This is a genomic window from Bradyrhizobium sp. 87 (assembly GCF_023073015.1).
Classification (GTDB): Bacteria; Pseudomonadota; Alphaproteobacteria; order Rhizobiales; family Xanthobacteraceae; genus Bradyrhizobium; species Bradyrhizobium canariense_D.
Map to the genome: position 1 here is coordinate 1 of NZ_JADPIQ010000022.1, position 12466 is coordinate 12466.

Genomic DNA, 12466 nt, shown 5'->3' on the forward strand with positions numbered 1-12466 from the left:
CAACGATGGGATCGAGGTCATCGCCAAGTCGACCGACCGTCAGCCCATAACCGCTGCCGCCTGACCGGCACCGCCGTCACCAAAATTTGGCGATAGCTCACTTGTCTATCCCTTGGAATGATATCGAATCGAGCCTTCCGCTTTTAATTGAACTACTAAAGACTGAAGCGCGGGTTCATATGGCCCTAGCGCGCGCAAGTTCTGCCACGGAGGCGGCTACTCACGCAACGCATCTTGCGAGAGCACTCGATGGTGCGCGTAAAGATGTGTCCGCTACGTCCTTAAAGCTACAGCAACTCAATGCGACGCTGGAACAGCGTGTAGCGGAAGAAATCGCGCGTCGAACGGAGGCCGAAGCAGCGCTGCGCCAAGCTCAAAAGCTTGAGGCCATCGGTCAGCTTACCGGCGGTGTTGCACACGACTTTAACAACCTGCTTACGGTGATCATGGGTGGTCTTGATACGATCGGACGGCAGATCGCAAGCATGTCCGATGCGCCACAGTTTGGGCGCATCATGCGAGCGCAGGCGATGGCGCATCATGCATCCCAGCGCGCGGCCACACTCACCGCCCGCTTGCTAGCTTTTTCACGTCGCCAACCGCTGGATCCAAAGTCCATTGATGTAGATCGCTTGCTCGGGGGAATGAGCGAACTGCTCAAGAGCACTTTAGGAGAGCAAATCAGGATCGAGATAGTTGGCAATGCCGGTTTGTGGAGCGCCTTTGCTGACGCATCGGAACTAGAACATGGCATCCTCAATCTGGCGGTTAACGCGCGGGATGCAATGCCCGGCGGCGGACGACTTACAATCGAGACCGGCAACACCTGGCTGGATGATGAGTATGTTGCCGCGCTCCCAGAACCCGTGCCTCCCGGCCAATACGTTTTGGTTGCTGTCACCGACACTGGAACCGGAATGGATAAGGCAACCCTGGATCGCGTGTTCGAGCCGTTCTTCACGACTAAGGAGGTCGGCAAAGGAACTGGGCTGGGGCTAAGTCAAGTTTACGGGTTCGTGCGACAGACGGGTGGCCACATTAGGATTTATAGCGAACCGGGGCATGGCACGACGGTCAAACTCTATCTTCCTCGGTCCAAGACTGAACCCGACAAGCAGGAAGATCGCAGTATTCCGACAGCAACAATGTTACGGGGGAATGAGGCCATCCTCGTTGTGGAAGATCATGACGATTTGCGCGCGTATTCATCCGGTGTGCTCCGCGATCTCGGATATCAAGTTTTCGAAGCAGCCGACGCGGCATCAGCGATTGCTTTCCTTGAATCATCTCGCACCATCGATCTTCTCTTCACCGACGTCGTGCTCCCGGATGGCCTTCACGGACGTAACATCGCAGATCGGGCTAGAAGGTTGCATCCAATGATCAAGGTGCTGTTCACGACGGGCTACACACGGAATGCGATAGTCCACAACGGTCGACTTGATGCGGGGGTCAACTTGTTGAGCAAGCCATTTACCTTTCGCGGTCTGGCGGAGAAAGTACGAAGAATTCTTGACGAACAAACATGACTGAAATCGGATCGAGGCTATTCATTTGCCGGCCTTCGGATGGGTGCCGTCCTTCTCCTCCCGAAGTTGATCGTTTTCCAGATGCCGGAATGCTCAAATCCTCTGCGGAATCGCGAGACATAAATATTCGCCATCATTCGTCCAATAATTTCGGGGTTGCATGCGCAACGACTTACGCGAGACGTATCTGTTTGAAGCCAGGCCAGTTCTGAAATGGCGCTTGCATTTTCAGTGCGAGTCTAATCCGCTGAACCGCAGCCTCCCCTTCACGGTTTCATCGGAAGCAGCCGTTATCGGCCGGCCGGGCAAGCCTTCCGGAATGGATAGGACACTGCCATCTGATTCCCCGCGCTGCCCATCAACGTCCTTCGCCACTGCGATCTCAAGTCGGTCGCAGAAAGTTGCGCGGGTGCGTCGGCTCTTCTTGACTTCGCAACCGTAGCCTACTCAACTGAGAGCAGTGATGTTGCGAGGTGCGTCATGGAGCAGGAATTCTACCAGGGTCTCGCGCAGCGGGTCCGCGCCATCGCCCCGAAGGCCGATCCGTTCACCCGCCGTCGGTTGCTGGATCTCGCCAAGCGATACGATGCGAAGGGCAAGCCGGCGTCCCGGTCCGGAGCAAGCGAGCGGCCGCTCCCGGGGCCGCGCACAACGCCACCGCCATCGATCTTCTCCGGACCGGGCGAGGCCTGAGGCACCGGCGCCAGCAGCCACCTCAAAGGCCGTTTGTGATGAGATCACTCTCACCCGCTCCACGAACTCGGCCGGGAATCAAGAGTGCCAGCAGTGCCCCTCGAAGAAATCGAAAATGAGAATTGAGAATATGCTGAAAGCAGCACTCTCCAGGAACGCCGGGGGAGAGGGTGCGATGCCGGAGGCACAGAGCGGAATCAGCCGGCGGATTCGCATTTGAAGCAGCGCCACGTCGAGGGCGCGTTGCAATTGCAACTTTCGGCTTCTTGCAACCCGGACAGGCGGGAATGGAGCGCGGCATCGGGTTCGAGACGCAGGAGCCGTGCAGAGAATTTAGCTGAAGGGATTCGACGCGCTGGCTAACTCAGGAGAACTTCGAATATGATCCTGCGGAGGCTTCCGTGGCAAGCCTTTCGGCCTGTTCGGCGAGTACGGGCCCGCTGATTGCGTATCCGGGATCAGTCTAAGCCCCACTGCGAGGACAAGGGCGCACCGGGCCGGACGGACACGCTGAAGATAAAGTTCAAGGACTTCGGGATCATCACCCGCAGCGGTCTGTCTCCGTGGTGGTCTCGAGCAGAGACGACCTCGAGCGCTGTCCATCGCACTGCTTCAAAACGCGATGCCGCTTCCCAGGCTGGTCCGGCTGTTGGACGTCTCACTCTCCTCGCTGCAAGGGGAGGGCTTGGCAGAGCCGCAGTTTGGCCTGCCGATCTGATAGTCGATGGAAGCCACTAACTTCCCTAGGCAGCCGCGCGGGTTCGATGCAGCGGGAGGGCCATCAGGTGTCCTGAGATCGACCTTCGCGCCGAGACTGCTCATGTCACATTCGACGTGAATAAAGGTGATGCAATCGCGGCTGCTCTAAGCTAATTTCAGTGCTACGGCGCCACGCAAGAGTGCCACACAAAAACAGATCGCCGGACCGAAAACATCAATAAAATCAATGAAAAGCAGGATTGTGATCATAGTTCAATCCTGTCTGGCAGCACCAGCTAATTCAAACACTTACCTCCATCGTGCTCTCCGCAAAATTCGCGCCGGAAGCACCCCGGAAGCACGGTGAGCGGATCTTCGCCGCTCACCGATGCCTCGTGCAGCAATCAGTGGAGCTGCAGGAGCTTCTACGACTGTTGCTCGGCACAGAAAGGCAGTCGCCCTTCTTGCGCCAACGTCGGTCCGGCAAATAGGCCGACGGCAGGAAAAGTTCTGGTCATCGCAATATTCCGTCGGACCTGGTTGAGCTGATTCCCGCTTCGATTGTATCGCATTCTCCTGAGAGATGGCGCCACAACCTTGGCCGGCTATCCCCTGAAAGAGCAAAATAGGATCGACGGGCGGAGTCGATACTTGGCATCTCGCGGCCCCGAGTCCGGAGTTCGAAATACCCCTACCCCTGACCCATCCGGCGATTTCGCTGAGGGGCGCCTGAAGCTCTATTCACGATGTTCGGCGCCGAGGACCGTATTGGTTGCAGGGTCGAATGGACAGCCTTGCGCGAACGTGCCGCCGCCGACCGCGCCGATCCGAATGATATTGCCGGCACGGTCAAAAGGCATCGGTAGACCATCGAGCAGATCGCAAGCGATCAGTACGACGACGGGCAACGAAATCCCGGTCGTTCGGACCGAGCAGCTCGTGCCGGCCGGCGGACGGCCCAACGACCGGACCGCGGCTCAAGCGCGACACCCTGACGCAGTGAGCCTGACGAATCAGTCAGCTATTTTACCTGTGGTAGTCTTTTACTTTTACTACTCGCGATCTTTTGCTCTGACGCCGTCCTGATAGTGCCTTTTTTGTGCTGGGGAGGACATTTATGCGAGGCTCTCGCGCAATCCTTTACGTCGAACAACTTAGCGAACTCACTTCTCAGCTCTCAGAATTGGAAGATCTTCGAGGTCTGGTCGACGAAGCAGAGCGTCACGCCCGCGGTGTGCCCCCATTTCGCTTCACACGCCCTACTTCGCGCCGCCTTCGAAGTCGCAAACCGAGCGCCCTCTCTGTCCCATTCCGCCGCCTCACGCCACCAAGCTGGAACGCAGGAGCTCTCAGCCCTCCTGACAACGACAACCAAATCGATCGGACCTTGCTTGAGCCATTCCCCGATGGATGATGGGCTTCCCCCTGAGCCGCTCCAAGCGCGACCTTGACGAACAGATCGATCCATGGTGACAGCCGCGCAAGAGGCGTCAAAGGTCCTTGCCGATCGCATCTTGGAATAATGCCCTTTCCACCCTGATTTGCCGGTCCATAAGATGGCTCGTGAGCATTGTGGCGGCGTTCTTGATCTGCCTCTTTATCTATGCCGGGTCCGTCTTCGTTGCGGCCTTGAGCCTAGTTTCGGCCGTGCGAAGCGGAGATGCCGCTGAGGTGATGGCCGTACGAATTTGCCGCGCATCCGGCATTCGATCGTCGACCAGCCACAATTTTTGGTCCGCGCTGCGCACGGGGAACGACCCCGGTCGTCCCGGGGCTGGCGCCGGACGCGCCGGGGCCGCCCGACGTGCCACCGAAGCAGCGCGCCGTTGCCATCTTGCTTCCGGCAATAACTAGCTGGTGTATCATTTGATAGAACGGGCGCTAAATCCCGCTTCCCTCTTTCGAATGAATCCTCGGAGATGCCAGAACGGCACCAATCCCTCCCGACGCAAAAATGAGATATCCTGCCCCGACTCAGGGAGCCTCCCATGGCTAAAAAATCAATAGTCGAACGAATTTCAGACACTGTAAAAGAGATCGTGGACACCGCCTCGACTGCAGCCGCGGATGCTATGAAGCCCGATCCAGAAGCGGTTGCCGGAGTGACCAACGAGCAAGTCTACATTCCTGAAGCGACCGATGCTGCCGCTGTTCCGCCGCCGATCATCACTCGGAAGAAGAAGCGCGTTCCTGCCCCTATGAGAGCTAACAGACGGGTCGCAGCTGCTCGTACAAAGAAGACCGTATCCGCGGCGAAGAAGTCTGCCAAGAAGCCGGCTAAAACGCCACCCAAGGAGGCTGCAAAGAAAGCCGCACCACAGAAGGCGACCAAGAATTCTGCGTCTAAGAAGACCGCGAAGAAGAGCAAGAGTAAATCGAAGCGCTAGCGCTCCTTCGCGGAGCAGTTCGTTGCGACCACCAGAAACGACTCATGCTTTACTTCTGCGGCGCTCGGGTCTTCCTCCCCGTGTTCGTCCTTCACAGCCCGGCCGTCCTGACAGTCGGGGTAGAACCTTGTGATCCCCCAATGCGATGCCTTTACAACGGCTGAAGCTTTCTAGCCGGTTACTTTCACGTCTCGAACTGGGACGGGCGAAACCACATTTCTTTCAGACTCCTCTCCTAAGCATTACGCAGGAGGCCGATGATGAAGCCATCAGAGATTTACAAAGAGAACGCAGACAACTGCGCAACGCTCGCTGAAGGGGAACCATCTAAGAATAGTCCGGCTTACAAGCGGTACCGGCGCATGGAAGAGGCGTGGCGAGCTTTAGCCGAGGAGCAGGAATGGCTAGATGGGGAAGTGCCCCCCGTCGGGTCAAACCGAGCCGACACAACGAAAAAGCGGCCCGGTTAGGGCGGCTACGTCGGAGCATTCAATAGGTTGCGAGGTACTTCCGCTTTGATGGTGGCATGTCCCCTCCTGCTAGACGCCACACGCCAACGGCCGAGCGCTCAAGATCACCTTCGGCGAGATGCGCGAGATGGGCCTACGCGGTGTCCTGGTCTGCTGCCACTCCGGCCACAACGTTGCACTCAGCGCCGCTCGCTGGTCGGACGATGTTCGCCTGTCTGATATCGAGGCGCGTTGTGTATGCGCCGGATGCGGCAACCGAGGGGCTCAGGTCAGACCGGATTTTAGCACCGGCAAGCCGCCGCAGTTTGCGAGATCGAGCGCTCGTTGGAGGAACGAACGCGCAGAGGAAAAATTGCAGGTTTTGTTAGCTCTCTTCTTCGAGCTGGCGGAGCGGCCCCGGCATCAACCCTCAAGCCCCCAAGCCGGGGTCGTCTCTCAGTGCGCCAGCTTCCGCTGCCAACATATCCCGGATAGCTTCCGACCGCCACCCTTTCATCTGCCAAATTGACATAGGCGACCGCTAAATCAAACTGGGCGCCAAGACGGTCCTGGAAAAAGCGGCCCCAGGCAGATGATTCCTGAGGCCGGAAGTTCTACGCGTCCGCTCCGAGACATCGCCCGGAGCTGGAGGCGAACGCACCCAGATTGCCGAATGTTCCCGATCCCCATGGACCTGAGAGCCGGGGCACTGATGCACGTTAAGCCTTCTGCCGATTGTGAAACTGATCATATTGCGAGCCAGAGATGCTGCGGTACGATCATCGCACCGGGGCTGGCTGCATATTTCACCTAGTCGTTTTTGACCCGGAATTTTTGACCGCGCGGGCCGCAGCAGCAGTCCCCCTGCTGCGGCCTTCGTGATCACGGCTCTTAGTACCAATGACTTCGCGTCCTGTGCCATTGGAGAAGGTATTATGCCCAAAGAGAAAAATTGCCTGATTGTTCGTGCTGCGGGAAGACAACTGGACCTGTTACGCGACGAAGCCTCCCGCATCGCAAAAGGCAGTAACGTCGATTGGTGGATCGATCAGGCAGAGGTCGGCACTCGCTTTTGCTTCGAGGATACAAAAGCAAAAGAGTCATTCGCTCTCGCTTGTGACAACTTCGGTATTCCCTGCCAAGACGGCTAGTCCGCAGTTGAGCTGTAAGCCAGCGGCAGGGCCGCACAACCATCATAGCAGTCCAGCCCTATCCGGCTCCCGTGCCTGGAGGTCCGCACCTGATCCGAAGCACGTGAACCGAGCCCGTCAGCGCCGGCGCCGACAGCGGGCCATGAAGCAACGCACTGGCCGAGATAAGGGCCAAGCTGTTCCCGTCTGAACTCGTTGTCACCCGCTCTGAGGCCATCGCACTGAGATCAGATTGCGCTGTGTAGAGCCCGCCTGAATGGGGCGCGAGATCAGAACCAGGTGCGGTTATTTTGGAAGCATGCCTGTTTGGTGCGGTCCCAGATGAAATCCCCGCCGCCGCAGGGTGGACGGGGGCGAGCGGTCGCCGGGCATTCGTTCCGAACCTTGGCTCCCGTGCCCCAGCCGTCGACGACACATGCGCCACCGGTTGTCCTATGACAGCCCTCGCCACAGCCACCCGCTGCGTGCGCCCCACTAGCAGCAGCCAGAACCGTGGTCGCGAGGAGCATTCCTTGTAAGATTTTTATCACGCCAGACTCCTTCGAAGCGAATGACCCGAGCGAGAAGGAACAGATCATAACTCCTGCCGTGCCTCTTAGCTACGATCAGCGCGGCGCGAAGTCCCCGGCTCCCCACGAACCGCTCGATGGATGCGCTCCCCGTTCGAAGCTGTTGATCCAGCATTTTTACAAACTACAACCAGGTCAGCACAGCTGCATTTTTCGAATCATCCACCTGTCTCCGGACTGGAGGGACGTTCTGTTCCCGAGGCGCGTGTGAGCCACTTTGCCTCGGTCCTGCTCTTGCTGGCCAACTTGATGCTAACGCTATGTTTCGGCTTGGCAGCGTGGCGCGTTTCCGACGAGGGGACGCTGGTAAACCCGTAGCATTGGCCTAGGCTGGATGCAAACCTCGGCCAACTGACATATCCGCGTACCCCTCGCATTTTGATCTCGCGGGCTGCTGAGCGCAGGCGACCACCTGCCCCGCTATGCGCCGCGACGCTGCTACGCTCTCAACGGCAAGGCGGTCCTGAAGCATATGACGTCCAGAGTGGGTCACGAGCGGCCTTTGGTGTCCCAGGCTGCTTACTTCCGCTTGAGCTCCGGGGACCATCATCAGCGCCGGTCAGAATGTCCGAGATGGGCCCAACAGCAGACTCGTGCAGCGCAGAAGATCGTTATTCAATCACCTCGGCCGAGCAGCGTCGCAGGGAGATCGATGCCGAGCGCCTTGACCTTCGAGAACATCGGAATGCTCCCGGTCCTCAACCCGGAGGTCTGCAATCGGTGGTCATTAGCGGACAATCAACTCGTCAGCCCTCGCGACCAAATGCTGAGGAACAGATAGGCCCATATCTTTGGCAGCTTTGAGGTTGATCGCAAGATGGAATTCGCTCGGCCCTTCGACGGGCAAATCACTTGGCTTTGCCCCGTTGAGGATCTTCTCGACGAAATATGCGCCCCGACGCCATATTCCATCAATTGTAGGACCAAAGGCAAGCAGTCCGCCGCTCTGCACCCATTCTCGATATTCATGGGCGTTCGGAATTTTGTTTTCTATTCCGAAGTCGACAATCCTCTTCCGATCAAAGACGAACATCGGATCGGTGACGGTAGTCATCGCATCAATCATCGGATCCTGCCTTTTGCGCAGGATTGAAGCAAACGCGACCTCAAATTCCGGCGGTGAACGAACTTCAAACGTTCCACGATCACGTCGACATTCTGCCGGACCAGATCGGCAGCCATCCCAGGCAGAAGTTCCGAATGTCCTTTTGCCTCCCGCCATTCGATGGTGAGATTGTTGCCCTCCGAATAGCCGCGATCACTTAATTCGCGAACGAAGCCGTTTACCCAAGGATAGCTGCTCAAATTAGCCGTCAGATATCCAATGCGGTAAATCTTTTTAGATTGCGCGCTTGAGCCGCCAGCGGCCACACCGCAGCGCCGCCGAGTGCCGTTATGAACTCGCGCCGCTTCATGTCTGATGCCTCGGCAAAGGTAGAGACAACCTATCACTCGCCCCAAACTAACACATTGGGACTGGCCGGCCATGACTTCTGCCACAGAATCTCGAGTACGCCTGCCAGCCGCGCGATGTGCGGTGCGGGTTCAAAAGCGAAAACCTCAACGCGAGCATATTCAGTCCGCTAAGCCCCATGGAACGGACCTCAATGAGACGTGGATGGGCCACTTGCAGACATCGCGCGAGCGGTGTGCATTTCGAGGCAACCGTATTTCGCTTTCGGACGCGTGCAGCAAGATCAAACGCCCACCCTCAAAGAGGATGGGCGCGTGGTGACTTACGACATGATGACGTCCTACTTCTTCTCGGCGCTGGCTTCCTTAGCTGGAGGCGGCTTCATGCCGACGGTCAACTGGCGGATTTTTAAAGCGCCGCCTTCACGTATGTCGATGGCGCCCCAGAACACTGTAACCTTGGTGGCGTCGCCGCTCTTAGGGTCCTTACCGAAGATGTCGGTCTCGCCGTTGGCAACGACCAGATCGTTGTTGATGACCGACATGTTGCCGACTCTGATCTCTATATGATCGGTGCCGTTCTTGAAGTTGTTTTCGTATACGGTCTTGAGATCGGAAAACACACCGCCCGGTTGATCTGGACCCCGTCCTTTGTATAGAGCGCAGCGACACAGGCCGCGTCTTTCTTGGCGACGCAGTCGGTGTAGGCGACGGCTAATTTTTCGGCCTCCTGCTTGACCTCATCGGCCAGTGCCGGTGCAGAGATGAAGGCGGAAGAACACAATGCCAAGAGCAATGAACGTCGCTTCATAGCAACTTCCCCTCTGGTTGTGATGCACAATTGCATCGCGACGTCCTCCTGACGTAGGACGTCGCGTTGCATTTGTTCCGGGGGGCATTCTTTCGTTAGGCTGTAATACTACGAGTATATGCCACTTTGCACGGCTTGGCGCGCGCCAACTTTGATCATCGACGACGGAGGCGGCATTCCTTCGAGAATGCGGCGAATGCGGTCGGGAAAGACAGGCAAGTTGACGCATGTGACAGATGAAAGTGTCTTGCTCGACGCGCGCGATGGCCTTGTTATCCAGATTGTTTACCAAAGCGGCCGGCAAACGGCCCAAGCAATTGCTGGATCGCTATCAAGCGGCCAGAGGCACGCACATCCCGATCCAGCTACTTGTGCGCGACCGCACCGCTCGATAGGCCCACTAGTGAGAGGGAGTCTCGGAACTCGGCCTGCGGGACGCATAATGCGTTGCACTATCACTGATCTTGTCGGGGACCCATTCCTCCGCGGTTGAGTCCCAATGATGAGTGTCGTCGAAGTGTTTCCAGAGTGGCCGCTTTGGCTTGCTTTCACCCTTCTGTCGGTTTGCATTCAGTGTGCGGAGTTGGACGACGAGCACCCCAGCCATCATCACCCATTCGCGAGCGCTATATCGGGAGTTCCATTTGATTGCGGCGAGCATTGGATGCCTCCTTTAAAGTAAGAAGCCTCTGCCACATTAGGGTGGGCCAAGAATGCAGGGATATAAACTACCTCACAGTTTGCCAACATCTTCGACATAGCCGCGGGCGATCTCACTGCGCGGCGACTGTAACCTACGTTCGTTCGGTACTCGGGCGTCATTTGCCGGGCCATCAAAACGCCCGCGACGATGTGTAGGATTGTTTTTTGGTCGCAAAGGCACGTCTCTCTTAGAGAGTGGATTTTATCGATCGTAGGTGCGCTCTCCATGGAGGTCAGCGCATGCTCCGTCCAAGGACGACTTCGGGTCAAAATGCGAAGAACTCAACCGGAGCAAATCTGGTCCGCCTTGCCGTACAGAGCGGACCTCAACGAAGCGCTCAGCGAGTTCGCTGACGCGCCATTACCGGAAGTCACGAAATGGACTACAGCTACTCCTACTACCGTCAGCGATTAATATCTAACGCGAACTGGTTCACACCTGTACGAGAGGGTCAAACGTAATCGCACGATACCAAGTCCTCGCGCTCCTAGCGTATGTGCGCTAGTTCGATGCGAAGGTCCAAGAAAGCGTCGAATATCCACCTCAACCGCGCTTTCCAATGATCCCAAAAACGATTAATCTCTTCCTCTTCACGCAATTCGGAAACTCGATCGGAGAATAAGCCACACGATAAAATAGATGGGAGGAACCAATGGTGAAGAGAGCGATTACGCTCGGCGGCGGCGGACCGGCAGCAGGGCTACACATCGGGGTTCTGAAAGCACTTGCTGAGGACGGCAAGACGTTCGACGATAAGTCTGATGTGTGGGCGTTGTCCTGCATCGGCGCCTGGGTTGGCATCGTCTACAATCAATTCGATGAAGAAAAAATCAAAAAAGAAAACAAAAGCAGAGCCGAGCTGACCTATGAATTCTTCAGGGACGGCGTGTTTCGGGACGATGAAGGCTATGAGCGTTTCCCCATAAACACCGTATTCGGGACGGATTGGAACGCCAACATCAAGGCCTTCCAGGACTTCGTCACCGATCCCAAAAGTTACAGTGATTTCCGATGGCAACCGTACAAAATGATGGAACAGATCCAGGGCAACATGTCCGCTTGGTTCAATCGTCTGCCTCGTGGTGAACAACCCTTCAAGGAATGGCGCGAAGGAGACATCAACAACTGGATACTCAATAAGGTGCTCGCACCTAATCCACTTGTCCGATACCTCACCTCCCTGGTGTACTTGTCCAAGGTCAACGGCCTATCCAGGATCAACTATCCGGATAGCGAGTTTATGAAGAGCATAAACTTCGACGAGCTGAAAAAGGACGGTATGCCACACATCTATCACAACGCCTGGAATCTCGACGAACAGAAGCTGGCGTTGTTTTCCAATCGTCGGATGAAGGAGGACGAGAAAAAGCAGTACAGGGGAGCTATCGACTCACGCAGCCTGTGTGCGTGTTCGTCTCTTCCCTTCGTCGAAGGGACGGTTGAGATCGACCAAGTTACATATTGCGAAGGGGCGTTAGTCGATACTGTGAACTTCGATAGCTTGCTCGAGGAGCACCCTGATTTGGATGAAATCTGGGTGAGCCGGATCGTCGATGCGAAGCAAATCCGCGTTCCGGAAAATCTTCACGATGCACTAGCAAATCTCTGCCAACTGTTTGCGGCAACGGTCGGTGAGGATGACGTCAAGCTTTTCAAATATCACGTCAAAGAGGCGCACACACTCGACAGAGCAGCCGAAGCCGGAATACTCGAGAAAGCGGTCGAGTGCGGGATGCTCGACAAACCAGCCGTGGACAGGAGGAACGGGAAAACGCCTTGGAGAGGCGTAGTCGTCGAGATTCACGTGCCGGGGCACATCAATTTCAAGTGGAACCACAGCAATCTCGAAAATTCGATAACGCTAGGATACGCCGCCGCTAAACAAGCAATCGATGCATTTAACAAAGCGGAAAACGAGATTAAGGCGAATAGTAAAGACGACAAGCTGCTCAAGCCCATTTTCATAAACGAGAATCCACAGGACGACCCGAATTGGTTAGAGCTGCGAGATCGTACTTATGCGGCTCTAAAGAGGGCGGCTAGTGGTGCCAAGCCCAAGTAA

At 56.6% G+C, this 12466-nt stretch carries 10 protein-coding genes and 1 pseudogene; 6 read left to right on the forward strand and 5 right to left on the reverse strand.

All coding sequences use genetic code 11. The features are described 5' to 3' along the window. The first annotated feature begins 101 nt into the window (after window positions 1–101). The 3 genes and pseudogenes from IVB50_RS04540 to IVB50_RS04550 all read left to right on the forward strand — a co-directional run. On the forward strand, window positions 102–1529 hold the full coding sequence (locus IVB50_RS04540; RefSeq protein WP_247294780.1) for an ATP-binding protein: 1428 nt from the start codon (window positions 102–104) through the stop codon (window positions 1527–1529). Between the two features lie 480 nt (window positions 1530–2009). Next, the gene (locus IVB50_RS04545; RefSeq protein ID WP_204512002.1) at window positions 2010–2222 is read left to right on the forward strand and encodes a hypothetical protein; all 213 of its coding nucleotides are present in this window, start codon (window positions 2010–2012) and stop codon (window positions 2220–2222) included. Window positions 2223–2693: 471 nt separating this feature from the next. Continuing rightward, window positions 2694–2940 (forward strand): annotated as a pseudogene (locus IVB50_RS04550) (DNA polymerase IV); the annotation flags it as partial. 718 nt (window positions 2941–3658) lie between these two features. On the opposite strand, the gene IVB50_RS04555 reads toward IVB50_RS04550, so the two are convergent. After that, complete coding sequence (locus IVB50_RS04555; RefSeq protein ID WP_018460462.1) at window positions 3659–3829, reverse strand: hypothetical protein; 171 nt, start codon at window positions 3827–3829, stop codon at window positions 3659–3661. A 1080-nt stretch (window positions 3830–4909) separates the two neighbouring features. On the opposite strand from IVB50_RS04555, the gene IVB50_RS04560 reads away from it, so the two are divergent. After that, window positions 4910–5308 carry a hypothetical protein gene (locus tag IVB50_RS04560; RefSeq protein ID WP_094183477.1) on the forward strand — a complete coding sequence of 133 codons (399 nt, stop codon included), beginning with the start codon at window positions 4910–4912 and terminating at the stop codon, window positions 5306–5308. Between the two features lie 1384 nt (window positions 5309–6692). Further along, window positions 6693–6908 carry a hypothetical protein gene (locus tag IVB50_RS04570; RefSeq protein WP_247294782.1) on the forward strand — a complete coding sequence of 72 codons (216 nt, stop codon included), beginning with the start codon at window positions 6693–6695 and terminating at the stop codon, window positions 6906–6908. A 1296-nt stretch (window positions 6909–8204) separates the two neighbouring features. On the opposite strand, the gene IVB50_RS04575 is transcribed toward IVB50_RS04570, so the two are convergent. The 4 genes from IVB50_RS04575 to IVB50_RS04590 form a co-directional block, all read right to left on the reverse strand. Next, entirely contained in the window at window positions 8205–8543 is a 339-nt protein-coding gene (locus tag IVB50_RS04575) for an ABC transporter substrate binding protein (protein WP_018460464.1), read from the reverse strand. Next, the gene (locus IVB50_RS04580) at window positions 8540–8848 is read right to left on the reverse strand and encodes a hypothetical protein (protein ID WP_157643160.1); all 309 of its coding nucleotides are present in this window, start codon (window positions 8846–8848) and stop codon (window positions 8540–8542) included. Before IVB50_RS04580 ends, IVB50_RS04575 begins: the two co-directional genes overlap by 4 nt. Window positions 8849–9231: 383 nt before the next feature. Next, window positions 9232–9435: a hypothetical protein gene (locus IVB50_RS04585; RefSeq protein ID WP_247294784.1), complete on the reverse strand. Its 204-nt coding sequence runs from the start codon at window positions 9433–9435 to the stop codon at window positions 9232–9234. A 17-nt stretch (window positions 9436–9452) separates the two neighbouring features. Continuing rightward, window positions 9453–9701, reverse strand: coding sequence for a hypothetical protein (locus IVB50_RS04590; protein ID WP_247294787.1), 249 nt, complete (start codon window positions 9699–9701; stop codon window positions 9453–9455). 1355 nt (window positions 9702–11056) lie between these two features. Here IVB50_RS04590 and IVB50_RS04595 point away from each other — a divergent pair. Next, entirely contained in the window at window positions 11057–12466 is a 1410-nt protein-coding gene (locus IVB50_RS04595; protein ID WP_247294790.1) for a patatin-like phospholipase family protein, read from the forward strand.